Origin of the sequence: Glycomyces albidus, assembly GCF_009451885.1 — a bacterium.
GTDB classification, from domain to species: domain Bacteria; phylum Actinomycetota; class Actinomycetes; order Mycobacteriales; family Micromonosporaceae; genus Glycomyces; species Glycomyces albidus.
Genome location: NZ_WIAO01000002.1, coordinates 268,405 through 292,894, shown reverse-complemented (window position 1 = coordinate 292,894; position 24,490 = coordinate 268,405). Strand labels below are relative to the sequence as shown.

The following is a 24,490-nucleotide window of genomic DNA, read 5'->3' as shown; positions in this document are numbered from 1 at the left end:
GGACGCGAGGCCCCTCCCCTAGCGGGCCTGTTCGCGGGCGAAGATGGCGGCCTGGACGCGACTGGTCAGGCCGAGCTTCGCGAGCACGCGCGTGACGTGCGATTTCACCGTAGCCTCGGCCATGCCGAGTTCAGCGCCGATCTCGGCATTCGACATGCCTTCACCTATGAGCGAGAGCACTTCGGTCTCGCGCGGGGTGAGGGCCGCGAGTCCGGCGCCGTCGACCTCGATCGGGGCGTAGGCCGGCCGCGAGCGCGCGAACTCGGCGATGAGGCCGCGCGTGACCGCGGGCGAGATCAGGCCGTCGCCGCGGGCGATGGTGCGCACGGCCTCCACGAGGGTCTCGGCGTCGGCGTCCTTGAGCAGGAACCCGCTCGCGCCGGCGCGGAGGGCGTCGAAGACGTTCGCGTCGTCGCCGTACGAGGTGAGGACGAGGACGTCGGCGGTGCCGCGGAGCTCGGCCGCGGCGGCGATGCCGTCCTTGCGGGGCATCCGGATGTCCATGACGACGACGTCGGGCCGCAGCTCGTGCGCCAGCGCGACCGCCTCGACCCCGTCGGCGGCCTCGCCGACCACCTCGATGTCGTCGGCGCTGTCGAGCAGCATCCGCAGCCCGGCGCGGACGGCCGCGTGGTCGTCGGCCAGCAGGACCCTGGTCATTCGTGTTCACTCCGGTTCGACAGAAAGGCGGGTGGGCGGTGGCTTGCGCTCCGGAGCGGCGCCGGGTTGCGGCGGGCTCCGGGCGCATCGGCGTTCACTCCTGCTCCGAGCGAGGCGGGCTCGGCGAGCCGGTCCGGCGCGGCGGCACGTCCGCGTCATCGGCGGTCCCGATCGAGCCGGGAGCGGACCGGTGGTCGCCTCCCGTGGGGATCTCGGCGCGGACCGTCCAGTGTTCGCCTTCCGGTCCGGCGTGCACCTTACCGCCCAGGAGGCGGACCCGCTCGGTCATCCCGACCAGGCCGGCGCCGGCTCCCGGAACAGGCGTCTCATTGTCCCCCAAGGCGTTCACGACGGAGACGACGAGCGCGCCGGGCACGAACCGCACGGTCGCCTCCGCGTCGCGGCCGTGCTTGAGGGCGTTCGTGAGCGCCTCCTGGACGACCCGGTAGGCGGTCAGCTCGACTTCGCCCGGCAGGTCGCGCGGCGGGCCCTCGACGTGGAAGTCGACCTTGAGGCCGACCGCGCGCATCCGCTCGGCGAGTTCGGGGATCTGGTCGATCCGGTAGGAGGCCAGCTCCTCCCCTTCGTCGCCGGCACGGAGGATGCCGATGATGCGGCGCAGCTCGGCGAGACCGTCGACACTGGAGGCGCGGATCGCGTCGATGGAGCCGCGCACGGCGTCGGATTCGAGGTCCTTGCGGGACTGGAGCGCCGTGGACTGCAAGGCGATCGCCGACAGGAAGTTGGCGACCGTGTCGTGCAGTTCGCGGGCCATGAGGGTGCGCTCGCGCAGGACCGCTTCGCGGCGGCGCACGTCGGCGAGGCGCGCCGTCTGCTCGGCGCGCTCGCGTTCGAGCTCGGCGCGGTCGTGGGCCTGGCGCACGATGACGCCGGTGGCGATCGGCGAGAGCAGGACCACCGCGCCGATCGCGACGACCGAGACGACCTCGCCCGCGTCGCCGCCGTCGAGGATCGTGAGCGCGCTGAGCACCAGGACCCCGGCGGCGACGGTGGGCAGGAGCACGCGGACCTTGCGGGGAGGGCCGTAGCGCGCGTACGCGTAGAGGTTGTCGGTGTAGACGCAGACCGTGGCGAGGGTGAGGCCGATGCCGATCTCGATGCCGAAGCCGACCGTGCCGACGGCGAGGCACCAGGCGGGGGCGGCCCGCCGAACGACCACGCCGAGGCAGACCAGCGCGAGCGGGATGAACCGCACGGCCAGCGGCACCTCGGGCATGTACTGCTCGATGTTGCCCAGTCCGATCAGGAGCGACCCGGCCGGGAACAGGAGCACGGCGGCGATGAGGTCGCCTCTGCGAACGCGAGCGAGGAGGCCGGGCGGACTGGTCATGCCCCCATCCCATCACGTCCGCGTGCCCGCGGCCTCAGTCCGGGAGGGGAACCGGCCTCCGACTTTGGTCGCACCCAACGCACCCCGCGAGACCCGCACGGTTCATCATGTTCGGGTGACCCAACCGAATCCTCCTCAGGCGCCCCGTCCCGAATGGGACCGGTACAGCGGGGTGCTGCGCAATCTCGTGATGTGCAACGCGTTCCTCGCGTTCGCGCTCGAACTGGCCATGCTCGTGTTCGTCGCCTGGTGGGCCCTCGCACTGGACGACGCCCTGTGGACGCGGCTGCTGATCGCGGTCGCCGCCGTCGGGGCGCTGGTGGTGCTGTGGGGGGCGTTCGCGTCCCCGAAGGCCCGGGTGCCGCTGCCGGCGGCCGGGACCGTGGCGGTGAAGGCGCTCGCGTTCGGGGCCGGCGCGGCCGCCCTGTGGGGCCTGGGCCTGTCGGCCGCGGCGATCGCGTTCGCGGTGCTCGCGGCGGCGAACACGGCGGTGACGACGTACGTCAGGCGACCCCGGCCGGCGTGAGGACGCTGTAGTCCCAGGTCGGGTCGTCGGTCGGCAGGTCTTCGAGCTGCTCGAAGGCGGTGCCGAAGACGGTGGCGAAGAACAGGACGTAGCCGATCCAGAACACGATCGAGGCGACCCCGATCCAGCCGAGAACGATCCCGGCGGTGGCGAAGCCGTCGCCGCCTTCGTTCCTTTCGGCCATCTGGCGCTTGGCGATCAGCCCGAAGATGAGGCCGAGGACGCCGATCGGGTTGCAGGCGCCGACGATGCCGAGGATCATCGCGGTGATCGCCATCCCGTTGACCGGCTTCGGCGGCGGGTACGGGTAGCCGTACGGCGGCGGGTAGGCCCCGTACGGGGCGTAGGGCGGCTGGCCGTAGTACTGCGGCGGGGGCGGCTGCTGCTCGGGGTTGGCGGGGTCGGGCGTTGACATCGGGCACCTCTCGGTCGTTCCTGGTCACCTCAGCTTAAGTGCTCGTCGCCCGCCGCGGGTTCCGCGAGCACGGGGGCGTCGGCGGCCTCGCGGTCGGTCCGCTCGCGGTCGAGCAGCGGCGCGCACGCGCGCCAGACGAGCACGGTGACGGCCCAGCCGACGGCGGCGCCGCCGATCGTGTCCGTGAGCCAGTGGGCGTGCTGCCAGGTGCGGGCGCCCATCATCAGGACGGTGAGGAACACCGCTACCGGCCACCAGTTCCGCAGGTGCCGGGCCGGGATCCAGACGACCGCGACGATCATGACGAACGCGGCCATGCGGGCGGCGTGCCCGGAGGGGAACGCCCACGGGCCCGTCTCGATCATGACGTCCGCCGGCCGCGGCCGCTCCCCGACGCGTTTGATGAGGTCGATCGCGATCGAGGTGGCGGCGACGGTCGCACACGCGAACACGGCCGAACGCCAGCGCCGCATCAGGAGCAGGGCGACCACGGCGATGGCGAGGAGCGCGAGCCCGGGTTCGCCGCCGAGGCGGTTGAGGAGCTGCGCGAGCTGCCAGCGCACGCCGTCGGCGGGGCCGCCGACGAGGCCGTTCCACCACTCGTCGAGCCCGTGCCAGGGCGGGCCGTCGTCTCCGGCGAGGCGCACCCAGAGCGCGTCCCCGAGGACCCCCAGCGGGACCAGGACCGCCAGGACGAGTACCAGGCGGGACTTCGGGAAGCCGTTGGGAGTCATGGGCTGCATGGTAGTCGAGGCGCCCGCCGGGGGCTCAGCAGAAGGGCCAGGAGTTGCACTCGCTGGTGGTCTCCTCGGGCTCCGAGGTGGTCGGCTCGGGCTCCTGGGCCTCAGAAGTGGTCGGTTCCGGTTCCTCCGGTTCCTCGCTGGTCTCCTCGGGCTCCTCGCTGGAGGACTCGGCCTCGCTCGGCGAGGGCGAGGCGCTGCACGCGGCGTCGTCGGGGTTGGCCCGGCAGTACTCGCTGTCGGGGTCGAGCGTGCCGTCGGCGATGCCGTCGGTGAGGTCCTCGCCGGCGCCCGAGGCGCCGGGGAGTTCTTCGGCCTCGTACCCGTTGGTCTCGATGGCCGTGTCGATGACGTTGCGCCACAAGGGGATACCGCCATCGTCGGCGGCGGATCCGTTGGCCCAGGCGGCGACGCTGAGCTGCGGGATGGCGCCGACGAACCAGGACTCGGTGGTCTGGCCGTGGTAGTCGGCGGCGACGCCGAAGAAGTCGCGGTCCTCGATGACCTCGCTGTCGCCGAGGCCGATGTACTGGAGGTCCTGGGCGGTGGTCTCGGCGATGGCCTGTTCGGTGCGCACGCCCTGCTCGGCCGCGATCTCCTGGTCGTCCGAGCCGATGACGGACCCGACGACGTGGGTCTCGGCGTACTTGCCGCCGGCGGCGATCGTCGCGTAGACGCTCGCCATGTCGACGACCGGGACCGGGTAGGAGCCGAACTCGGCGGCGCTGAACCCGGAGTAGTCGCCCGAGGCGAGGTCGCGGACGGTCCCCTCGGCGTCGGCGATCGCGGTGAGGCCCATGCCGTTCGCGGTCTCGAGGACGGTCTCGGCGCCGTACTCGCCGGCGACGGTGTCCATGGCGGCGTCGCGGCCCTCGCTGACGGCCTGGGCGAGGGTGACATCGGCGTCGTCGTCGCTCCACCAGGATTCGATGGAGGCGCCGGCTTCGAGGGCGGTGGCGGCGGTGATCATGTCGAACACGGATGAGGGCGGGTGCGGGGCGGCGGCGCTGACGAGGTCGACGCCGGCCTCGGTGGCGGTCTCGGCGCCGTAGTAGCACAGGACCGCACCGGTGCCGGGCTCGATCGCGACGACGCCGGCCTCGCCGGTGGTCTCCTCGGCCGCGTCCTGGAGGGCCTTGTCGAGGGTGAGGACGACACGGTAGCCGTCGGGGCGGGACGACGCGTCGTAGAGCTCGTCGGCGGTCATGCCGTAGCGGGTCTCGAGTTCGGTGTAGATGCGCTCGGCCAGGGTCGGGTGGGTGTCGGCGAAGTCGGCGGGGACGGCGCTGCCGTCGTTGTAGAGCAGCGCGGCGTCCTCGTTGTCCTGGGCGGCCCCGCCGCCGTCGGGGAGGTTGCCGAGGACGATGGACACGCCGACCGCGACCACGAGGGCGACCGCGCCGCCGACGGCGAGGTGCAGCTTCGTGAACCGCAGGCCGCGCAGTCGTTCGGGCACCGGGAGCGACGACGCCGCACGGCGCTTGCCGCTGTATCCGGCTCCGCGGGCACCGGCCCGGTGGCTTCGGGACGGTCCGCCCTCCGAGCCGGTCCGCCTCCGCCGCCTGCCGACGCGAGAGGGGTTCCCGTTATTCACACCACGTACCTTAAAAGGCGCGGACCATGCGACAAGCCGCGGCTCCGGCTTTATCCCGAAAACACCGGCGGCCCGGACACGCAGTAAGGGCGCGATACCACTCCGGTGATACCGCGCCCTTCTTTCATGCGGACTGTTCTGTTTCGCGCGGCCTACTCGCGCAGGCCGGCTCCGAAGCGCTCGGCGGCGACCGCGACGGCGGCGTCGCGGACCGCGACGCCCTCCTCGTTGGTGAGGGTCCGGTCGGCCGCGCGCAGCTCGAGCTTGAACGCCAGCGACTTCCGGCCTTCGCCGAGCTTCGGGTCGCGGTAGACGTCGAACAGGCGCAGCGAGTCGAGCAGCTCCCCCGCGCCTTCGCGGAGCGCGGCCTCGACCTGCCCGGCCGGGACGGACTCGGCCACGACCACGGCGACGTCGATGAGCGTCGCCGGGAAGTGCGAGATCACCGGCGCGGGCGCCAGGTCCGGCAGCGGCAACGCGGTCAGGTCGAGCTCCATCGCGGCGGTGCGGCGCGGCAGCCCGAGGCGGTCGCACACCTCCGGGTGCAGCTCGCCGGCGTGGCCCACGACGACGCCGTCCACACGCAGCTCGGCGCAGCGGCCGGGGTGCCACGGCGCGGCCTCCCCTTGGGCGACTTGGAGTTCCACCCCGGCGGCCTCGGCCACGATCTCGGCGGCCTCGACCGCATCGGCCCAGTCGACGGCGCGGCCGGGCTCGTCGACCCCGACGGGGACCGCCTGGCCGCACAGGACCGCGGCGACGTGGCGCGGCTGCACCGGCAGGCGCCGGATCGCGGCCGCGATGGCCTCGTCCTCGGGGCGCTTGGACACCGGCAGCGTCACCAGGTCGAGCTCGGTCCAGCCCTCGGCGGGCTGGAAGACCAGGCCCTCCTCGAAGACCGCGAGGTCCCTCGCGCCGCGCGCCAGGTTGGTCTTGACGGCGTTCACCAGGCTCGCGAGCACGGTGGTGCGCAGCAGCGGCGCGGCGTCGTCGAGCGGGTTGAGCACGGCGACGGCCTCGCGCTGCGGGTCCTTCTCGTCCAGGCCCAGCTCGTCGGCGCGGTCGCGGGAGACGAACGGGAACGTGTAGGTCTCGACGAACCCGTTGTCCGCCAAGGCGCGGGCGACGCGGCGGCGGCGCCGCTGCGCGGCGGTCAGGCCCGTCCCGGCGATCGCGCGGGGCGTCGCGGACGGGACGTGCGCGTAGCCGTGCAGCCGCACGACCTCCTCGACCAGGTCGGCCGGGTCGGTCAGGTCCGGTCGCCACGACGCGGGCGTCACCGACAGCACGTCGCCCTCACCGTCCACAGTGCACCCGGCGGCTTCGAGCATCGACACGACCGTGGCCCGGTCGTAGTCGACGCCGACGGTCCGCGAGGGCAGGTCGACCGGGACCGCGATCGGCTCGGCCGGCGTGCGGCGGTCGATGTCGGCCACCTCGTCGACGAGCGTCCCGCCGCCGTACTCGACGAGCAGGTCCGCGGCGCGCTGGGCGGCGAGCAGCGAGATCGCAGGATCGGCGCCGCGCTCGTAGCGCTTGGACGCCTCCGAGGTCAGCCGGTGCCGCCGCGACGTGCGCGCGATCGACACCGGGTCCCAGTGGGCCGCTTCGATGAGCACGTTCCGCGTACCGGGCGCGACCTCGGAGGTGAGGCCGCCCATGACCCCGGCCAGCGAGAGCGGGCCGGTCGCGTCGCAGATGACCATGTCCTCGGGGTCGAGCCGGCGCTCCACGCCGTCGAGGGTCGTGAGCGTCTCGCCGGGCTGCGCGCGGCGCACCACCATGACGTCCTCGAGGGCGTCCCGGTCGAACGCGTGCAGCGGGTGCCCGAGCTCGAGCATCAGGTAGTTCGTGACGTCGACCGCGAGGCCCAGCGGGCGCATCCCGGCCTGGACCAGCCGCTTCGCCATCCACTCGGGCGACTCGGCGTTCGCGTCCACGTCGCGCACCTCGCGCAGCGTGAACCGGGTGCAGCCGTCGGTCTCGACGCGCACCGGGTACGGCGGGACGTCGGTCGTCTTCGGCTCGTCGGCCTTCGCGGCCGGGTCGGCGAAGGCGGCCCCGAGGCGGTGCGCGACCTCGCGGGCGATGCCGCGCACCGAGAAGCAGTAGCCCATGTCCGGAGTGATCGCCAGTTCGAAGACGACGTCGTCGAGCCCGACGAGCGGCCGCGCGTCCTCGCCCACGGTCCCCTCGGGCAGGACGATGATGCCGTCGTGGTCGTCGGAGACGCCCAGCTCGCGGGCCGAGCAGATCATGCCGTCCGACAGGCGCCCGTAGGTCTTGCGCGAACCGATCGCGAACCCGCCCGGCAGCACCGCGCCGGGCAGCGCGACCACGACGAGGTCGCCTTCGGCGAAGTTCCTCGCGCCGCAGATGATCGAGCGCGGCTCGGCCTCGCCGACCTCCACGTGGCAGTGGCGGATCGGCTTCTTGAACTCGGTGAGCTCCTCGATCGAGGCGACCCGGCCGACCACGAGCGGGCCGGTGACGCGGCCGCGGAGGTCGTCGACCTCCTCGACCTCGAGACCGGACTCGACCAGCGCGGAATCGAGCGCCTCCGTGGTCAGGTCCGCGGGCAGGGCGGCGTACTCGGCGAGCCAGGAAACGGGAATCCTCATCGTCTACTCCTCCACTCGCAGGCCGGCCGGGAACCGGACGTCGCCGTCGATGATGTCGCGCAGGTCGGTGATGCCGTGGCGCAGCATGAGCGCCCGCTCGACCCCCATGCCGAACGCGAAGCCCGAGTACACGTCGGGGTCGATGCCGCAGGCGCGCAGCACCCGCGGGTTGACCATGCCGCAGCCGCCCCACTCGATCCAGCGGGGGCCGTCCTTGTGGGCCGCGAACCAGACGTCCACTTCGGCGCTGGGCTCGGTGAACGGGAAGTACGAGGGCCGCAGGCGGGTGATCGCGTCGGGCCCGAACACGGACTTCGCGAAGTGGTCGAGGGTGCCCTTGAGGTCGGCCATGGTGATGCCCCGGTCGACCACGAGGCCCTCGGTCTGGTGGAACACCGGCGAGTGGGTCGCGTCGACCTCATCGGTGCGGTACACGCGGCCGGGCGCGACCGTGTAGATCGGCGGCTCCTGCGTGAGCATGGTGTGGATCTGCACGGTCGAGGTGTGGGTGCGCAGCACCATGTTCGACCCGTACCCGCCCTTGCCGTCGGCGATGTGGAACGTGTCCATCATGGTCCGGGCAGGGTGGTCGGGGTGGATGTTGAGCGCGTCGAAGTTGAACCACTCGAGTTCGACCTCGGGGCCCTCGCCGATCTCGTAGCCCATGGCCACGAACAGGTCCGCGATGCGGTCCATCTGCACGTTGATCGGGTGGCGGGCGCCTTCGCGACGGCGCGGCGTGCGGGCCGTGACGTCGACGGTCTCCTCGCGGAGGATCCGGGCCGCCTCGGCGGCCTTCAGGACCTCCTCGCGGGCCTCGTACACGGCCGTGATCTCGGAGCGGGCGGCGTTGACGTTCCGGCCGGCCTCACCCCGCTCGGGACCGGGGATCGAACCGATCGCCCTGCGCGCCAAGGACACCGGTGCCTTGTCGCCGAGGGTGGCGGATTTGGCGGCGGCGAGTTCGGCCAGGTTCGCGGCCGCCTCGATGACGGCGGCGGCGTCTTTCACGGCCCTGGCAAGGGCCTCGGGCTGGAGCAGGCCAGCCTCGTTCTCAGTGCTCATCTGTCTCTCTCCGTGCGGGACCTCAAGAAGTCTAAGGAAGGCGCGCGGCGCGGCCGCAGCCCGCCGGAGAGGAAGTGGTCGACTAACGCCACAGCCCGCACCCGGCGGGCTGGATAAATGCGCGGTAGCCGTTCGACATGAGGCCATTCTACTTCCTGCGCCGAGCATCGGCGTTCGCGGCCGCGCTCATGACGCGCGCCGCTGCGCGGCGGCGGAGGCGTAGAGGCAGACGCCCGCGGCGACGGCGAGGTTCAGCGACTCGGCCTTGCCCCAGATGGGGACGCCGACCCTGCGGTGGGCGAGCGCCGCCGTGGCGTCGTCGAGGCCGTGGGCCTCGGAGCCGAAGAGCCACACCGTCGGCGCGTCGAGCTCGCCTGCGGCGTCGAGGGCGTACAGGTCCTCCCCGTCGGCCGCGGCCGCGAGGATCTGGGCGTGCACGAAGAGGTCGAGCATGTCCGCGGTGTCGGCGGCGCGGACGACCGGCAGGTGGAACAGGCTGCCGGCGGAGGCGCGCACGCACTTGCCGTTGTACGGGTCGACCGAGTCGGTCCCGAAGACCACGCAGTCGGCCCCGGCGGCGTCGGCCGCGCGGAGGACGGTCCCGGCGTTCCCGGGGTCGGTGATGCCGTGGAGGACCGCGACGAGCTTCGCCTCCGCGAAGGGGACCCGCTGGTCCAGACCGTGCTTCTCGAGAAAGTGACAAACGGCCACGAGCCCCTGCGGGGTCACGGTCTCGGCGAGCGAGGCGAGCGCGTCGTCCGTGCACGGGTGCACGTGGGCGCCCGCGGCGACGGCGGCGTCGATCAGGTCCGAGTGGCGGGCGTCGGCGTCGAGGTCGTAGAACAGGTCCTCGACGGCGCCGGCGGCCACGGCCTCGCGGACGGCCTGGGGGCCTTCGGCGAGGAAGCGCTCGGCCTTGTCGCGGCCGCGGCGGCGCTGGAGCTTCCGGGCGGCGACAACCCGGGACGATCGCGCCGTGAGCGCGTCCGTCCCGGGTTCACGGGGCAGCATTTACGCTTCGACCGGGGCGTTGACGTCCTCGGGGAGCGCGGCCTTGGCGACCTCGACCAGGGCGGTGAACGCCGCCGCGTCGGAGACGGCCAGCTCGGCGAGGATCTTGCGGTCCACCTCGACCTCAGCGAGGGACAGGCCCTGCATGAAGCGGTTGTAGGTGATGCCGTTCTGGCGGGCCGCGGCGTTGATGCGGGTGATCCAGAGCTTGCGGAACTCGCGCTTGCGCGCCTTCCGGTCGCGGTAGGCGTAGGTGTACGAGTGGAGCAGCTGCTCCTTGGCCTTGCGGTACAGCCGCGAGCGCTGCCCGCGGTAGCCCTTGGCCTCTTCGAGTACGACGCGGCGCTTCTTCTTGGCGTTCATTGAACGCTTGACGCGTGCCACAGTTCAGTCTCCTTGCGTTACGAGCGGTTGGCGGTCGATCGGAGTGCGGGCTAGCGGCCCAGCAGCTTCCGGACCTGCTTCTGGTCGGCGGGGGACACTTCCGAGCGACCCTGCGCTTCGCGCTTGAAGCGTCCGCTCTTGTGCTCCATGAGGTGGTTCTTGCCGGCGCTGCGGCGCATCAGCTTGCCCGAGCCGGTCACCTTGAACCGCTTCTTGGCACCGCTGTGGGTCTTCATCTTCGGCATCGTGCTTCTCCTTAGTTCAGACGGACGAGGTCGGGCGCGTCGCCGCGCCCGGCCCGTCCGTTCGCCAGGGTGCTAGGACTCGGGCTGCTCATCGGGCGCCTCGGCCGGGGCATCGGCCTGGGCCGGCGCCTGCTCGGCCGGGGCCTCGTCGGCCGCGGACTCGTCGCGGTCGCGGCCCTTGCGACCGCCGCCCTTGATCTCGCCCTTGGGGCGGATCGGGGCGACGACCATGATCATGTTGCGGCCGTCCTGCTTCGCGGCGGACTCGATGACCGCGAGGTCCGAGATCTCCTCCGCCAGCTTGTCCAGCAGGCGGCGTCCCAGCTCGGGACGCGACTGCTCGCGCCCGCGGAACATGATGGTGATCTTGACCTTGTCCCCGGCCGTCAGGAAGCGCACGATGTGACCCTTTTTGGTCTCGTAGTCGTGCTTGTCGATCTTGGGCCGGAGCTTCATCTCTTTGATGACGGTCTGCTGCTGGTTGCGGCGAGAGGCACGGGCCTTCTGAGCGGACTCGTACTTGTACTTGCCGTAGTCCATGAGCTTGCAGACCGGCGGACGGGCGGTGGGTGCGACTTCGACCAGGTCCAGGTCGACGTCCGCGGCCAGCTGCAGGGCCTTGTCGATCGACACGATGCCGACCTGCTCACCCTGCGGGCCGACCAGACGCACTTCCTTGGTCCGGATCTGGTCGTTCACGCGCAAATCGCTGATGGGGCCTCCTTGGTTGCGATTCTCGCCGGCGCGTTCGCGCCGGCGCCCCTATGGCGTTCGGGTCGCCGGCGCGGGTGCGTCGGCGGCTTGTCGCGCAAGCGTGACCCAGCGGCCTCGGGCATGAGGTCCCAACAAAGAAAGACCCCAGCGTATGCCGGGGTCCACTCCAAAGCACGGCGAACTGATCGCCGTCTTGTGACCCGTTCGCCTGTCGGTCCCGGGTACTCGACCCAGTGGACCCGGCTGCGGGTGGGAGCTGGACTCCGCTTGCTGTCGCATGCGCTGAGCGCACGCGATCGACACGCAATGGTAGCACCTAGCTGCGGGACTGCTCCAGGAGCGCACGGAGGTGTTTGATCGCCGCCACAGCGCGCTGCTTGTCGCTGACCTGGACGGCCATGATCGACATCTCGTCGTCGTCCGCGAGTTCGACCGTGGCCCAAGTCATCTTGTCGGTGAAGTTGATCGCGGTGACGACCTGCCACGGGAAGAAGCGCTTCTGGGCGACGTTGGTGACCTCGATGCCCTTCTCGTCGGCGCGCACGCGCAGCCGCAGGAAGCTCAGGGCGATCCCGGCGCCGATGACGCCGAGCCCGATCATCGCGGCCTGGTCGGCCCAGGTGACGGTGCCGCCCTCGACGGTGGTCGAGCCGAGCGTGAACGAGAGGGCGGTGAACCCGCCGAAGGCGACGGCGGCGCCGATCCAGGCGCCGATCCGGGACTTGCGGGGGCGGTATTCGAAGGCTCCGTCGAGTGGGTCGGTCGTGGGCATGGATCCCTGCTCCTGTACGGCGGTCACGTTGCTCCTCTATTGTCCCTCGGGCGACCGCTCACGGAAGCTGGTCGATCTCCAGGCTGGAATCGAATGCAAGCAGGGTCTTCGGCTCGCCGGTGACGATGGGCCACCCGGGGCGGTTCAGGCCACACCAGGCGACGTGCCCGGCGGCGATGTTCCCGTGCTGGCGCGAGCGCGAGAGCATGAGCCCGACGTCGCGGGCGGACTTCTGGTCGAGGTCCATGACCACCGTGACGGGCAGGCCGAGCAGGACCAGCAGCGCGTCCCGGTCGCGGCGGCGGGCCTGCGACCAGGCTTCCGCGAGCGCGCCTGAGGGGATCGCGAGGACCACGTTCTGCTCGAGCGCGGTGAACACCACGGCCTGCGGATAGGGCATGGAGGTGGCGAATCCGACGATGGCCGACACGTCCAGGATGCGGCCACCGATCATGTACGCCCCTCCGCGTCCTTGTCCTCCACGCCGAGGACCTCGCGCGCCCACGCGAGGTGCTCCTCGCTCGGGCCCTGGCCCTTGCGTTCGAAGAGGTCCTGGAGTTCGGTGAGGGAGCGGTCGCGTTCGAGGCGCTCGGCGACGGCGGCGCCGACGTACTCGTCGACGGACTCGGCCCGGCCGACCGCGACGAGGCGGCGGATCTGCTCGAGCTGGGCTTCGGAGAGGGTGACGCTCGAGCGCGAGGGGGCCGCCCCCTGTTTGGGGGGCGGGTTGAGCGACGAATTGGCGCGATCGGTCACGATTCTCAGGGTAGCGGTGCCGTCGCGAAACGGGCGACCGCGGTGGCGCCCTCGACTGGGCGGCGCTCGCGGGCACCGCGTCCGCACCGACGCGGTACGGTCGGGGTGCAAGCGACCCTTGCCGCGCGACAGGTTGTTGAGAAAGGAACGGCGATGGCCGAGACGAAGTCCGGGGAGCGCCCCCACGACCCGAAGTTCCCCGAGAAGTTCCTGGAGTTCATGCGCTCCGGGTGGGGGCCGCTGGACCTGGACGCGGCCCCGCTGCCGCAGGCGGCCTTCACCGCGCGGCGCCGCGAGGCGCTCTCGGCGGCCTTCCCCGGCGAGGTGCTGATCATCCCCACGGGTGAGGAGAAGGTGCGTTCGAACGACACCTTCTACCCGTTCCGGGCCGGCTCGGACTTCGTGTGGCTCACCGGCGACCAGGACCCCGAGGGCGTGCTGGTGCTGCACCCGAGCGGCGGCGGGCACGAGGCCGTCCTGTACCGCCGGCCCCGCAAGGGCACCGAGTCCGACGAGTTCTTCCGCTCGGCCAAGTACGGCGAGCTGTGGATCGGCCGCAAGCACTCGCTCGAGGAGACCGAGGTGCGCCTGGGCCTGCCGTGCAAGGACGTCGAAGGGCTCGGGGAGGCGCTCCAGGGCGCGGAGCGGTCGCGGACGCGGCTGCTGCGCGGCTTCGACGCGGCGCTCGACGCCCGGTTCCCCAAGGAGGACCCCTCCGCGGACGGGCTGACCCGCGACGGCGAGCTCGCGGCCGTGCTCGCGGAGCTGCGGCTGCGCAAGGACTCGTGGGAGCTCGAGCAGCTCCAGGACGCGGTCGACATCACCGTGCGCGGCTTCGAGGACGTGGCCCGGATCATCCCGGCCACCGGCTCGGTCTCCGAGCGGCTCATCGAAGGCGTGTTCCGCTCGCGCGCCCGCCTCGAGGGCAACGGCCTCGGCTACGACTCGATCGTCGGCGCCGGCTCGCACGCGACCACGCTCCACTGGACCACCAACGACGGCGCGACCAAGACCGGCGAGCTGCTCCTGATGGACATGGGCGTGGAGAACCACCACCTCTACACCGCCGACATCACCCGGACGATCCCGGTCGACGGGCGGTTCACCCCGCTCCAGCGCGAGGTCTACGACATCGTGCACGCCTCGCAGCAGGCGGGCATGGACGTCATCAAGCCCGGCACCGAGTTCCAGGAGATCCACCAGACCTGCATGCGGGTCCTGGCCGAGGGCCTCAAGGACCTGGGCATCCTGCCCGGCTCGGTCGACGAGGCGATGGACAAGGACTCCCTGATCTACCGCCGCTGGACGCTGCACGGCTTCGGGCACATGCTCGGCCTCGACGTGCACGACTGCGCGGCCTCGCGCGCCGAGCACTACTACAAGGGCGCCGTCCAGGAGGACTACGTCCTCACCGTGGAGCCCGGCCTGTACTTCCAGGCCAACGACGAGCTGGTCCCCGTGGAGCTGCGCGGCGTCGGCATCCGCATCGAGGACGACGTCCGGGTCACCGCCGACGGCTGCGAGAACCTCTCGGACGGGCTCCCGCGCTCGTCCGAGGAGGTCGAGACCTGGCTCGCCGAGCAGCGCGAGGCCGGGCCCCGGCTCGCGGGCGAGTAGGACGTATCCGCAGGTGACACCTAGTATCGAAGGGCCGCTGAAGGTCCTGAATGCCCAACGCGTATAGTCCGATTTAAGACTTATATCCACCGCACCGGGCCGGCGGCGGCGACATCACCGCACACAACCGCCAGCCGCCGCCGGCCTTTTAAGCCCTTCGGCCCGGACGCCCACGCGCGCAAGAGCACCCGCACCCGCAGCCGTCATTAGGCTCGGCTGGGCAACGCCCTCGGAACACCGGGTGCTACAGTTGGACCCGTTAAATAAGACGGACGTACTGTTTAAGAGTCGGCGGCTCTGCCCGACCGCGGTTCCCGACCTCTCGGGTTGCGGCAGACTGAGACCGACCTTCAGTTCTGACTCGAGGAGCTCTCATGGTGAGTACGGACTCCTTCGGCGCCCGCGACACGCTGCGGGTCGGCGAACACGACTACGACATCTACCGCATCGACAAGGTGGAGGGCCACCAGCGGCTGCCGTACAGCCTCAAGGTCCTCCTCGAGAACCTGCTGCGGAACGAGGACGGCGCCGACATCACCGCCGACCACATCCGCGCCCTCGGCTCCTGGGACCCGAACGCCAAGCCCAGCACCGAGATCCAGTTCACCCCCGCCCGCGTGATCATGCAGGACTTCACCGGCGTCCCCTGCGTCGTCGACCTCGCCACCATGCGCGAGGCCGTCCGCGACCTCGGCGGCGACCCGGCCAAGGTCAACCCGCTCGCGCCCGCCGAGATGGTCATCGACCACTCGGTGATCGTCGACTTCTTCGGCCACCCCGACTCCTTCAAGCGCAACGTCGAGCGCGAATACGAGCGCAACCGCGAGCGGTACCAGTTCCTGCGCTGGGGCCAGACCGCCTTCGACGAGTTCAAGGTCGTCCCGCCCGGCACCGGCATCGTCCACCAGGTCAACATCGAGCACCTGGCGCGCGTCGTCATGACCCGCGACGGCGTCGCCTACCCCGACACCTGCGTCGGCACCGACTCCCACACCACCATGGAGAACGGCATCGGCGTCCTCGGCTGGGGCGTCGGCGGCATCGAGGCCGAGGCCGCGATGCTCGGCCAGCCCATCTCGATGCTCATCCCGCGCGTGGTCGGCTTCAAGCTCTCCGGCGACCTCCCGGCCGGGACCACCGCCACCGACCTCGTCCTCACCATCACCGAGATGCTCCGCGACCACGGCGTGGTCGGCAAGTTCGTCGAGTTCTACGGCGAGGGCGTCGCCTCGGTGCCCGTGGCCGACCGCTCCACCCTCGGCAACATGTCGCCCGAGTTCGGCTCCACCTGCGGCATCTTCCCGATCGACGAGCGCACGATCGACTACCTGCGCCTGACCGGCCGCAGCGAGGAGCAGATCGCGCTCGTCGAGGCGTACGCCAAGGCCCAGGGCATGTGGCACGACCCGGCGCAGGAGGCCGAGTACTCCGAGTACCTCGAACTCGACCTGTCGACCGTGGTGCCCTCGATCGCCGGCCCCAAGCGCCCGCAGGACCGCATCCAGCTCGACAACGCCGGGCACCAGTGGCGGCGCGACGTCGCCAACTACGTCCGGGACGAGCCGGGCCTGGAGTCCTTCCCGGGCTCCGACGCCCCCGCGCAGTCGCCCAACGGCGACCGCCCGCACAACCCCCAGACCGTCAAGAGCGACACCGGCGAGTTCGAGCTCGACCACGGCGCCGTCGTGATCGCCGCGATCACCTCGTGCACCAACACCTCGAACCCGTACGTCATGGTCGGCGCGGGCCTGCTCGCCAAGAACGCCGTCGAGGCCGGCCTCGTCACCAAGCCGTGGGTCAAGACCTCGCTCGCGCCCGGATCCCAGGTCGTCACCGGGTACCTCCAGCGCGCCGGGCTCTCCCCGTACCTCGACAAGCTCGGGTTCAACCTGGTCGGCTACGGCTGCACCACCTGCATCGGCAACTCCGGCCCGCTCCCCGAGGAGACCTCGGCCGCGATCCAGGCCGGCGACCTCGCCGTCGCGGCGGTCCTCTCGGGCAACCGCAACTTCGAGGGCCGCATCAACCCCGACGTCAAGATGAACTACCTCGCCAGCCCGCCGCTGGTCGTCGCCTACGCGCTCGCCGGGACCATGGACGTGAACCTCACGACCGACCCGATCGGCAAGGGCAAGGACGGCCAGGACGTGTACATGCGCGACATCTGGCCCACCTTCGAGGACATCCGCGAGGTCGTGGACGGCCACATCGGCCGCGACATGTTCCTCAAGGAGTACGCCTCCGTGTTCGACGGCGACGAGACCTGGCAGTCGCTGCCGATCCCGACCGGCAACACCTTCGAGTGGGACGACGACTCGACCTACGTGCGCAAGGCCCCGTACTTCGACGGCATGCCGGCGACCCCGGAGCCGGTCGAGGACATCGAGGGCGCGCGCGTCATGGCGAAGCTCGGGGACTCGGTCACGACCGACCACATCTCCCCCGCCGGCTCGATCAAGGCCGACTCGCCCGCCGGGGAGTACCTCAAGGAGCAGGGCGTGTCCCCGGCCGACTTCAACTCCTACGGCTCGCGCCGCGGGAACCACGAGGTCATGGTCCGCGGCACGTTCGCGAACATCCGCCTGCGCAACCAGCTCGCGCCGGGCACCGAGGGCGGCTGGACCCGCGACTTCACGCAGGCCGGCGGCCCGGTCTCGACGATCTACGACGCCTGCCAGAACTACGCCGCCCAGGGCACCCCGCTGGTCGTCCTGGCCGGCAAGGAGTACGGCACCGGCTCCAGCCGCGACTGGGCCGCGAAGGGCACCCGCCTGCTCGGCGTCAAGGCCGTCATCGCCGAGTCGTACGAGCGCATCCACCGCTCGAACCTCATCGGCATGGGCGTCCTCCCGCTCCAGTACCCGGAGGGCGAGTCGCACCAGAGCCTCGGCCTCACCGGCGAGGAGACGATCTCGATCACCGGCGTCACCGCCATCAACGAGGGCATCCCGGACACCGTCACCGTGACCGCGACCAGCCCTGACGGCGCCGTCACGACCTTCGAGGCCGTGGTCCGCCTGGACACCCCGGGCGAAGCCGAGTACTACCGCAACGGCGGCATCCTGCAGTACGTGCTGCGCGGCCTCCTGGCCGGGTAGTACACCCGACACCACAGGGCGGGCCTTCGGGCCCGCCCTTTTTTCGCGCCCGCGGAACACCCGGTCGCGAAATCCCAGTCGACTGGGTTTCGGTCCCGGTCGTTGACGCACGGGACGCGGCGCTGGCAGGCTCGGTGCATGGATTACGAACTGGCCCAAGTGAACATCGGACGAATGCGCGCGCCTCTGGACTCACCGGTGATGAAGGACTTCATGGACGGTCTCGCGGAGGTCAACGCCGCAGCGGACGCCGCCGACGGATTCGTGTGGCGGCTGGTCGACGGCGAAGGCGACGGCGCCACCGGGTTCCGGTTCTGGGGCGACGAATGGCTCATCGTGAACATGTCGGTGTGGGCCACACCCGAGGCTCTTCGGTCCTATGTATACGGATCGGTGCACCGACCGTACCTCCAGCGGCGCCGCGAATGGTTCGAGCACCTCAAGGAGGCGATCACGGCCCTATGGTGGGTGCCCGCGGGCGAGCGGCCCACGGTCCAGGACGCCGAGAAGCGCCTGACGATCCTGCGCGAAAAGGGGCCGACCGCCGACGCGTTCACGCTCAAGGCGGAGTTCCCGAAGCCGAAGGCGTAGGGAACCGGAGACAGAGTCCGAAGCCGAAGGCGTAGGGAACCGGCGGCAGAGTCCGAAGCCGAAGGCGTAGGGAACCGGCGGCAGAGTCCGAAGCCGGAGGTGTAGGGAACCGGCGGCACAGTCCGAAGCCGAAGCCGCAGCAAACCCGCGTCACAACCCGAAGCCGAACGCGTAGCGAACCGCAGGCACAACCCGAAGCCGAAGCCGAAGCAAGCCCGCGCCATAACGCACCGCCGGCGCGTGAAGAGCCTCACCTCGCGGAATCCGGGTCCGTCCTGAGGCGTTTCGCCTGGTGTGATCCGCGAAGTGGAAGTCGTCGTCATCGGCGCCGGTCAGGCCGGGCTCTCGGCCGCGTACTTCCTGCGCAAGCACTTCGAGCCCGAAACCGGGTTCGTCGTCGTCGACCACGCGCCGCACGCGGGCGGCGCCTGGCAGTTCCGGTGGCCGACCCTCACGTTCAAGACCGTCAACGGGGTCTACCAGCTCCCCGGGATGCCGGTGCCCGAACCCGACGAGTCCACGCCCGTCGCCGGGGTCATCTCCGAGTACTTCGCCGCCTACGAGCGCGAATTCGACCTGCGCGTCCAGCGCCCGGTCACCGTGCGGTCGGTGCGCTCGCTGCCGGACAAGCGGCTCGAGGTCGCCACCGACCGCGGCGTGTGGATCGCGAAGGCCCTGATCAACGCCACCGGCACCTGGGAGCGCCCGTTCTGGCCGCGCTACGCCGGGCAGGACGCCTTCGAAGGCCGCCAGCTCCACACCGCCCAATACCGCGGGCCGTGGGAGTTCGCGGGCGAGCGGGTCGTGGTCGTCGGCGGCGGGATCTCCGCGATCCAGCACCTCATGGAGATCCACCCGTACGCGGCCGCGACGACCTGGGTGACGCGCCGCCCGCCGCAGTGGCGCGCCGGCGACTTCAACCCCGACCGCGGCCGCGAGGTCGTGGCCATGGTCGAGGAGCGCGTCCGGAAGGGACTGCGCCCGCAGTCGGTCATCAGCGTCACCGGCGTCCCGCTCTCGCCCGAGATCAGGGCCGCGCGCGAGGCCGGCGTCCTCGAGCGCCATCCGATGTTCGACCGGATCGAACCCGGCGGCGTCGCCTGGAACGACGGGCGGTTCGAGCCGGCCGACGTGATCCTGTGGGCCACCGGCTTCCGCGCCGCGCTCGACCACCTCGCACCGCTCAAACTGCGCGGGCCGGGCGGCGGGATCGTCATGGACGGCACGAGGGTCGCGGCCGACCCCCGCATCCACCTCGCCGGCTACGGCCCCTCGGCGAGCACGGTCGGCGCCAACCGGGCCGGCCGCGCGGCCGTCCGGGAGATCCGCGAGTACCTCGACCGGATGTCCTGACCGGGGTTCCCGACTCCGCTCCTTGACCGGGCCGCCCGGCCTTCACTCCCGGCCGATGGTGAACACCGCCTGGACCGGCCAGTGGTCCGAAGGGGTCAGCTCGTCCCCGGTCCGGGCGTTCACGCCGGCCCGGTGGACCGTGAGCTCTTCGCGGGGCGGTCCGGACCGCACCATGATCCAGTCGATTCGCGGCCCTTCGGCGGGCGCGGTCTTCCAGCGGTTGAACGTCCCCCACTCCGGGGTGAGCCGCCGCTCGGCCACCGCCCAGGCGTCCGACAGGCCCCCGCCGGCGAGGACGGCGTGGGCCCTGGAGTCGGGCCCGCAGTTGAAGTCCCCGGCCAGGACCGCCGGGCCGAGGAAGCGGCGCACCACGTCGCGGCACATCGCCGCGCCCTTGCGGCGGGCCTTCTCGGACCGGTGGTCGAGATGCACGTTCGCGACATGGAAGTCCTTCCCGGTCGCCTTGTCCTCGAAGCGGACCCATGTCAGCATCCGCACCGTGGCCGAGCCCCAGGAGCGCGAGCCGATCCGGTCGGGGCGCCGTGACAGCCACAGGTGGTCGTAGTCGAGCGGGGCCAGCCTGGAGGCGTCCCACAGGATCGCGGTCGACTCCGAGCGCGAGCCGCCCCCGCGTCCCAAGTGGATCCAGTCGTAGCCGTCGAGGTCCTCGCGCAGCTCCCGGAGCTGCCGGAACCGGCCCTCCTGCGTGCACAGCACCGTGGGCCGCTCGGCGGCGACGAGCCCGCTCACCAGCGGGCGGCGCTTCCACCACGCGTTCGGGGCGGCGCCCGAAGCGGACTTCAGGTTGTACGTCATGAGGTGCACGAACGGCGGCTCCACCGGGCCGATCAGCGGCGTGCCGCGCAGCACCGGCGGCGCGTCGGGCTCCGCGCCCGACGCCTGCGGGGCGGCGGCCGGAAGGGCGTTCATGGTCAACGACCATAACCCGGGCGCCGCCGCCCCGTCAGCGCTTCGCGGGTCAGGGCAGCTCGATGAGCGCCTGCGCCGGCCAGTGGTCGGACGGGGTGCGGTCGTCCTCGGTGTAGGTGTTCACCGCGGCCTTGAGGATGCGGATCTCGGGGGTGGTGAGGATCCAGTCGATGCGGCGCTCGGTCTCGCTGGGGACCGGGTTCCACCCGTTCCAGGTGCCCCACACCGGGGTGACCTGCTCCTCGGCGGCGAGCATGGAGTCGACCAGGCCGCCGTCGGTGAGGATCGTGTAGGTCGGGGTGTCGGGGACCTGGTTGAAGTCGCCGGCGCTGACGACCGGGAAGCCCTGCTCGACCCACGGCGCGATGACGTCGAGGTTCATCTGCGCGCCGCGCTGGCGGGCGTTCTCCGACTGGTGGTCGAAGTGGTTGTTGACGGTGTAGAACTCCTTGCCGGTGCGCAGGTCCCGGAACCGGATCCACGTGAGCATGCGCACCACGTTGTTGCCCCAGTTCTTGGAGCCGATGAGCAGCGGGGTGTCGGAGAGCCACAGGTGGTCGTACTCGACCACCTTGAGGCGCTTGGTGTTCCAGTAGATCGCGGTGGCCTCCGACTTCGAGCCGCCGAGGCGGCCGAGGTGGATCCAGTCGTACTTGTCGCCGAGGTCCTCCAGGACGTCCTGGAGCTGGCCGAAGACGCCCTCCTGCGAGAACAGGATCGAGGGCTTCTCCCGCTTGAGGACGGTCTTGACGAGCGGGCGCCGCTCGTCCCAGGTGCGCGGCGACGGGTCGCCGCCCTCGTAGCGGAGGTTGAAGGTGAGCAGGTGGAGTTGATCGCCGCGGGGCTCGCCGATCAGGGGGCCGCCGAAGGACTCCTCCGCGTGCGCGGTTCCGGAGAGGACACCGGTGGCGACGGCCGTCGCGCCGACGGCGAGGCCGGCGCCGAGCACGCCGCGTCGACTAAGGACGTTTCTCATTGAACCTCTATATCTCAGGATGAAACCGGGTGGACTGCAAGTTCACGACAAATGCCGCGGGAGTGCAACCCTCAGTTCGTGAACGCGCGACGAACTCATGTCGACGCGGGCGTTCGCCCACAAGCGACGGTGCCTTCGCGGGCGCGCAGCACGGCGGCGGCGGGCCCTGGACCCGCCGCCGTCCCGGTTTCCTGATCAAAGCCTTCCGGCGTGCGCCTCCAGGTAGGCGCGGACCGCCGCCGGGTCGTCCTCGCCGGCCCACCCGATGTAGCCGTCGGGGCGGACGACGCGGGTCAGGCCGTCGGGTTCGGCCGAGGCGGCGTCCACCGCGCCGGTGGGTTCGGCGCTGTCGAGGACGACGAACCTGCCGCCACGCAGGGCCTCGTAGAGGCGCGAACCGCCGGCGAGGTCGACGTCCTCGGCGCGCCTGCCGACGAGGCGGTGCCCGCCGGGGCCGTGTCCGTAGTGGACGTCGATGCCGCTGATCTCGCCGGTGACCTTGTGCATCACCGGGTCCAGGCGCAGCGCGGCGCCGAGGACGACGCCGCGCACGGCCTTGAAGACCTTGGACTTGTTGGCGGCGGCGCGGATGATCCGGCCGCTGGTGCGCAGGACGGCCGCGCCGACGGGGTGGCGCTCGGCCTCGAAGGTGTCCAGGAGCGCCGGATCGGCGCCGCGCAGAACCGCGGCGAGCTTCCACGACAGGTTGGCCGCGTCCTGGAGGCCGGTGTTCATGCCCATGCCGCCGGCGGGCGAGTGGCAGTGGGCGGCGTCGCCGGCGAGGAACACGTTGCCGGAGCGGTAGGTCGGGGCCTGTCGCTCGTCGGAGTGGAACCGCGAGGACCAGCGCGGCTCGCGCATCCCGAAGTCGGTGCCGAAGGCGAGCTTGAGCGCGGTCCGAATCTCCCCGGTCGTGACGGGTGCGTCGTCGTCCTGCTGGTCGGCCGCGTTCCAGGCGATGACGCGCCAGGTCCCGTCCCCGAATTCGGCGACGAAGCAGAAGGCGCCGTTCGCGCTCCCGACCGACGGGCTGTGCTCCGGCGGCGCGTCGAGTTCGGCGTCGGCGAGCATCATCGAGCGCAGCACGGCCTCGCCGGGGAACGGGATGCCGACGGCTTCGCGGACGCCGGAGTGGACGCCGTCGGTGCCGACGACGTACGGCGCGGTGAAGTCGCCCCGGTCGGTGCGCACGGTGACCCGGCCGTCCGCCTGGTCGATCCCGGTGACCCGGTGCCCGAAGCGGAACTCGGCGCCGGCCGCGGCGGCGCGCTCGCGCAGGACGCGCTCCACGTTGTACTGCGGCGTCATGAGCACGCACGGGAAGCGCGTGTCGAGGCCGCTCAGGTCGATCTTGGCGCTGCCGAAGAGGAAGAGCTCGCTGAGGCGGTTGCCGCCGAGCGCGGACAGGTCGTCGGTGAGGCCGCGGGCGTCGAGGACCTCGAGGGTCCGCGCGTGGACGGCGAAGGCGCGGGAGAGGTTCGAGATCTCGGCGCCGCGCTTCTCGAGCACGAGCACCGCGACGCCGGCCTCGGCGAGATCGCCGGCGAGAAGGAGCCCGGTGGGGCCGGCGCCGACGACGATGACCTCGGTTTGCTGCTGGTCGGACATGGCGTTCTCCTAGGGGTGAGCCGCGTTCAGAAATTCATCGCTTGATGAATTCAATGTACGTTGAATTTCCGGCGCGCGGAAGCCCCGCAGCGGCAATGTGACGCAGAAGAAGCCCGGACGGCCCCGGACAGCAGTTAGGGCCGCGAGAAGGTGAGAGACTCGCGGCCCTAGTTCGAACTGCCGGAGATAGGTTAGCATAACCTAACTCACGACTCAACCCCGTCACCAGCGCAGGATCGCCCCGACGCCGCCGGCCTTCTCCCCCAGGTCGACTCCCGCGCTGAGGATCGACACGCGGGCGTCGGACGCCAGCGCCATCTCGATCATCGCCTCGCCGAGCTGCGCCTCGGAGATCGCGGTCGCGACCTCGGGCTCGCCGGGAGCGACCGCGTCGGCGAGTACGGCGCCCGCAGGGATGCGCTGGCCGTTCCAGGCGGAGTCGCGCTCGATGAGCAGCCGGTCGACGCGGCCGGCCTGGAGGGCGTCGAGGACCTCCTCCGATCCGATCGCGGCCTTGGGCGGCGCTTCGGCGAAGTCGGAGGCGAGCCGCTCGTCCCGGGCCCGCCTGGCGGCGGCGATCTCGGGCGCGAGGGCCTGCTGGATCTGCGCGGGCGTGGACTGGCTGAGCACCAGCTTCGACGGGACGACCTCGGCCTTGACGCCGTTGCGCAGCGACTTCGAGGCGGCCTCGACGAGTTCGGGCTCGCCGGTGACGACCAGGAGCTCCCAGCCGTAGGTCGCCACGTGCTCCTCCAGTGTGGAGTGCGCGGCGGCGAGGAACTTCTGGAGGTGCTCGGCGACGCGGTAGTCGAACAGGTCCTGCTGGTTCGACGAGATGTAGCCGTCGCGGCTGCCGTAAGCGCTGCGGACGGCCGCGGGGCCCTTCATGACCCGCCATTCGTCGGTGTCGAGTTCGAAGCCGAGACCGGAGACCTCCTCGCACTTGCCGAAGCGGCTGTCGAGCAGCCGCATGCCCTTCCCGTCGACGACCGCGACGCCGACCGGTGAGCCTTCGGCCCAGGCGCCGAACATCGGGGCGATGTGGGAGCGGGGTGCGAGGGCGACCCGGTCGGTCAGGGGCGTCTGCATCTCGACGCGGTAGGTGTCGCCGGTGCTGAGCGCGACGAACAGCGCCCGCCCGATCCCGGGCGAGCCGGGGCGGACGAGCGCTTCGAGGTCGAGCTTGAGCTCTTCGAGCCGCCGGCCCAGGAGGGGCCGGGTGCCGTTCTCGACGGCTTCGAGCAGCTTCTTGAGGCCCTGATCGAGCCGGTTCTTCCAGGGCGGGGTCGATCCTTCCTGCCGGGGGTCGGCGTTGACGTAGAGCGAGAGCACGCCGGCGTCGTCCCGCAGGTTCACCAGCCTGAGCTGCGTCTCGCGATCCATGGGCATGGCTACCGCCTCCTCGTTGATCGGAATTCGCCTCAGGATATGCCCGTTGCCTCCGAATCGTGAAGGTTTCGCCA

23 protein-coding genes are annotated in these 24,490 nt (G+C 71.3%); 5 read left to right on the top strand and 18 right to left on the bottom strand.

What is annotated here, in order from left to right; translation table 11 throughout:
• Positions 1–18 precede the first annotated feature (18 nt).
• A complete protein-coding gene (locus GFD30_RS03070) occupies positions 19–660 on the bottom strand; it encodes a response regulator (RefSeq protein WP_153023718.1) in 642 nt (213 codons plus the stop codon).
• Positions 661–754: 94 nt separating this feature from the next.
• Positions 755–2,011, bottom strand: a complete 1,257-nt coding sequence (locus tag GFD30_RS03065; RefSeq protein WP_153023717.1) for a sensor histidine kinase — start codon at positions 2,009–2,011, stop codon at positions 755–757.
• 115 nt (positions 2,012–2,126) lie between these two features.
• On the opposite strand from GFD30_RS03065, the gene GFD30_RS03060 reads away from it, so the two are divergent.
• Positions 2,127–2,537, top strand: coding sequence for a YrdB family protein (locus tag GFD30_RS03060; protein WP_322632892.1), 411 nt, complete (start codon positions 2,127–2,129; stop codon positions 2,535–2,537).
• Here GFD30_RS03060 and GFD30_RS03055 read toward each other — a convergent pair.
• From GFD30_RS03055 to GFD30_RS03000, 12 genes are all read right to left on the bottom strand, one after another.
• On the bottom strand, positions 2,515–2,952 hold the full coding sequence (locus GFD30_RS03055; RefSeq protein ID WP_153023716.1) for a DUF4190 domain-containing protein: 438 nt from the start codon (positions 2,950–2,952) through the stop codon (positions 2,515–2,517). The genes GFD30_RS03060 and GFD30_RS03055 overlap by 23 nt on opposite strands.
• Positions 2,953–2,981: 29 nt before the next feature.
• The gene (locus tag GFD30_RS03050; protein WP_153023715.1) at positions 2,982–3,686 is read right to left on the bottom strand and encodes a phosphatase PAP2 family protein; all 705 of its coding nucleotides are present in this window, start codon (positions 3,684–3,686) and stop codon (positions 2,982–2,984) included.
• Positions 3,687–3,720: 34 nt separating this feature from the next.
• The gene (locus tag GFD30_RS03045; protein ID WP_153023714.1) at positions 3,721–5,148 is read right to left on the bottom strand and encodes a penicillin-binding transpeptidase domain-containing protein; all 1,428 of its coding nucleotides are present in this window, start codon (positions 5,146–5,148) and stop codon (positions 3,721–3,723) included.
• 290 nt (positions 5,149–5,438) lie between these two features.
• The gene (gene pheT / locus GFD30_RS03040; protein ID WP_153023713.1) at positions 5,439–7,907 is read right to left on the bottom strand and encodes a phenylalanine--tRNA ligase subunit beta; all 2,469 of its coding nucleotides are present in this window, start codon (positions 7,905–7,907) and stop codon (positions 5,439–5,441) included.
• 3 nt (positions 7,908–7,910) lie between these two features.
• Positions 7,911–8,972: a phenylalanine--tRNA ligase subunit alpha gene (pheS, locus tag GFD30_RS03035; protein WP_153023712.1), complete on the bottom strand. Its 1,062-nt coding sequence runs from the start codon at positions 8,970–8,972 to the stop codon at positions 7,911–7,913.
• 186 nt (positions 8,973–9,158) lie between these two features.
• Entirely contained in the window at positions 9,159–9,983 is an 825-nt protein-coding gene (locus GFD30_RS03030; protein WP_153023711.1) for a TrmH family RNA methyltransferase, read from the bottom strand.
• Positions 9,984–10,367 carry a 50S ribosomal protein L20 gene (rplT, locus tag GFD30_RS03025; protein WP_322632891.1) on the bottom strand — a complete coding sequence of 128 codons (384 nt, stop codon included), beginning with the start codon at positions 10,365–10,367 and terminating at the stop codon, positions 9,984–9,986. It abuts the gene before it with no gap.
• A gap of 50 nt (positions 10,368–10,417) precedes the next feature.
• Positions 10,418–10,612, bottom strand: coding sequence for a 50S ribosomal protein L35 (gene rpmI, locus GFD30_RS03020; protein ID WP_153023710.1), 195 nt, complete (start codon positions 10,610–10,612; stop codon positions 10,418–10,420).
• Between the two features lie 72 nt (positions 10,613–10,684).
• Complete coding sequence (gene infC, locus GFD30_RS03015; RefSeq protein ID WP_322632890.1) at positions 10,685–11,311, bottom strand: translation initiation factor IF-3; 627 nt, start codon at positions 11,309–11,311, stop codon at positions 10,685–10,687.
• Between the two features lie 331 nt (positions 11,312–11,642).
• On the bottom strand, positions 11,643–12,125 hold the full coding sequence (locus tag GFD30_RS27760) for a PH domain-containing protein (RefSeq protein ID WP_153023708.1): 483 nt from the start codon (positions 12,123–12,125) through the stop codon (positions 11,643–11,645).
• Between the two features lie 31 nt (positions 12,126–12,156).
• The gene (locus GFD30_RS03005) at positions 12,157–12,552 is read right to left on the bottom strand and encodes a hypothetical protein (RefSeq protein ID WP_112140276.1); all 396 of its coding nucleotides are present in this window, start codon (positions 12,550–12,552) and stop codon (positions 12,157–12,159) included.
• Positions 12,549–12,854, bottom strand: a complete 306-nt coding sequence (locus GFD30_RS03000; protein WP_153023707.1) for a hypothetical protein — start codon at positions 12,852–12,854, stop codon at positions 12,549–12,551. Before GFD30_RS03000 ends, GFD30_RS03005 begins: the two co-directional genes overlap by 4 nt.
• A 153-nt stretch (positions 12,855–13,007) precedes the next feature.
• On the opposite strand from GFD30_RS03000, the gene GFD30_RS02995 reads away from it, so the two are divergent.
• The 4 genes from GFD30_RS02995 (at position 13,008) to GFD30_RS02980 (ending at position 19,513) form a co-directional block, all read left to right on the top strand.
• Positions 13,008–14,471, top strand: a complete 1,464-nt coding sequence (locus tag GFD30_RS02995; RefSeq protein ID WP_153023706.1) for an aminopeptidase P family protein — start codon at positions 13,008–13,010, stop codon at positions 14,469–14,471.
• A 377-nt stretch (positions 14,472–14,848) separates the two neighbouring features.
• Positions 14,849–17,569, top strand: a complete 2,721-nt coding sequence (acnA, locus tag GFD30_RS02990) for an aconitate hydratase AcnA (protein ID WP_407648957.1) — start codon at positions 14,849–14,851, stop codon at positions 17,567–17,569.
• A gap of 138 nt (positions 17,570–17,707) precedes the next feature.
• Positions 17,708–18,160 carry a DUF3291 domain-containing protein gene (locus tag GFD30_RS02985; RefSeq protein WP_153023704.1) on the top strand — a complete coding sequence of 151 codons (453 nt, stop codon included), beginning with the start codon at positions 17,708–17,710 and terminating at the stop codon, positions 18,158–18,160.
• A 297-nt stretch (positions 18,161–18,457) separates the two neighbouring features.
• Positions 18,458–19,513 (top strand): NAD(P)-binding domain-containing protein, encoded by a 1,056-nt coding sequence (locus tag GFD30_RS02980; protein ID WP_407648956.1) that lies wholly within the window; start codon positions 18,458–18,460, stop codon positions 19,511–19,513.
• A 42-nt stretch (positions 19,514–19,555) separates the two neighbouring features.
• Here GFD30_RS02980 and GFD30_RS02975 read toward each other — a convergent pair whose 3' ends face one another.
• The 4 genes from GFD30_RS02975 to GFD30_RS02960 form a co-directional block, all read right to left on the bottom strand.
• Positions 19,556–20,443: an endonuclease/exonuclease/phosphatase family protein gene (locus GFD30_RS02975; protein ID WP_153023703.1), complete on the bottom strand. Its 888-nt coding sequence runs from the start codon at positions 20,441–20,443 to the stop codon at positions 19,556–19,558.
• Positions 20,444–20,492: 49 nt separating this feature from the next.
• Positions 20,493–21,419 (bottom strand): endonuclease/exonuclease/phosphatase family protein, encoded by a 927-nt coding sequence (locus tag GFD30_RS02970; protein ID WP_153023702.1) that lies wholly within the window; start codon positions 21,417–21,419, stop codon positions 20,493–20,495.
• 195 nt (positions 21,420–21,614) lie between these two features.
• Positions 21,615–23,027, bottom strand: a complete 1,413-nt coding sequence (locus GFD30_RS02965; protein ID WP_153023701.1) for an FAD-dependent oxidoreductase — start codon at positions 23,025–23,027, stop codon at positions 21,615–21,617.
• 222 nt (positions 23,028–23,249) lie between these two features.
• Entirely contained in the window at positions 23,250–24,416 is a 1,167-nt protein-coding gene (locus GFD30_RS02960; RefSeq protein WP_153023700.1) for a VLRF1 family aeRF1-type release factor, read from the bottom strand.
• Between the last annotated feature and the right edge of the window lie 74 nt (positions 24,417–24,490).

Bases quoted from the DNA above. Each gene is read 5' to 3' on its own strand.
- GFD30_RS02985 (WP_153023704.1), top strand. From the start codon at position 17,708: ATGGATTACGAACTGGCCCAAGTGAACATCGGACGAATGCGCGCGCCT.
- pheT (WP_153023713.1), bottom strand. From the start codon at position 7,907: ATGAGGATTCCCGTTTCCTGGCTCGCCGAGTACGCCGCCCTGCCCGCG.
- GFD30_RS02970 (WP_153023702.1), bottom strand. From the start codon at position 21,419: ATGAGAAACGTCCTTAGTCGACGCGGCGTGCTCGGCGCCGGCCTCGCC.
- GFD30_RS03005 (WP_112140276.1), bottom strand. From the start codon at position 12,552: ATGATCGGTGGCCGCATCCTGGACGTGTCGGCCATCGTCGGATTCGCC.
- pheS (WP_153023712.1), bottom strand. From the start codon at position 8,972: ATGAGCACTGAGAACGAGGCTGGCCTGCTCCAGCCCGAGGCCCTTGCC.
- GFD30_RS03065 (WP_153023717.1), bottom strand. From the start codon at position 2,011: ATGACCAGTCCGCCCGGCCTCCTCGCTCGCGTTCGCAGAGGCGACCTC.
- GFD30_RS03050 (WP_153023715.1), bottom strand. From the start codon at position 3,686: ATGACTCCCAACGGCTTCCCGAAGTCCCGCCTGGTACTCGTCCTGGCG.
- GFD30_RS02960 (WP_153023700.1), bottom strand. From the start codon at position 24,416: ATGCCCATGGATCGCGAGACGCAGCTCAGGCTGGTGAACCTGCGGGAC.
- rpmI (WP_153023710.1), bottom strand. From the start codon at position 10,612: ATGCCGAAGATGAAGACCCACAGCGGTGCCAAGAAGCGGTTCAAGGTG.
- GFD30_RS02995 (WP_153023706.1), top strand. From the start codon at position 13,008: ATGGCCGAGACGAAGTCCGGGGAGCGCCCCCACGACCCGAAGTTCCCC.
- GFD30_RS03070 (WP_153023718.1), bottom strand. From the start codon at position 660: ATGACCAGGGTCCTGCTGGCCGACGACCACGCGGCCGTCCGCGCCGGG.
- GFD30_RS03055 (WP_153023716.1), bottom strand. From the start codon at position 2,952: ATGTCAACGCCCGACCCCGCCAACCCCGAGCAGCAGCCGCCCCCGCCG.
- GFD30_RS02965 (WP_153023701.1), bottom strand. From the start codon at position 23,027: ATGTCCGACCAGCAGCAAACCGAGGTCATCGTCGTCGGCGCCGGCCCC.
- GFD30_RS02975 (WP_153023703.1), bottom strand. From the start codon at position 20,443: ATGAACGCCCTTCCGGCCGCCGCCCCGCAGGCGTCGGGCGCGGAGCCC.
- GFD30_RS03030 (WP_153023711.1), bottom strand. From the start codon at position 9,983: ATGCTGCCCCGTGAACCCGGGACGGACGCGCTCACGGCGCGATCGTCC.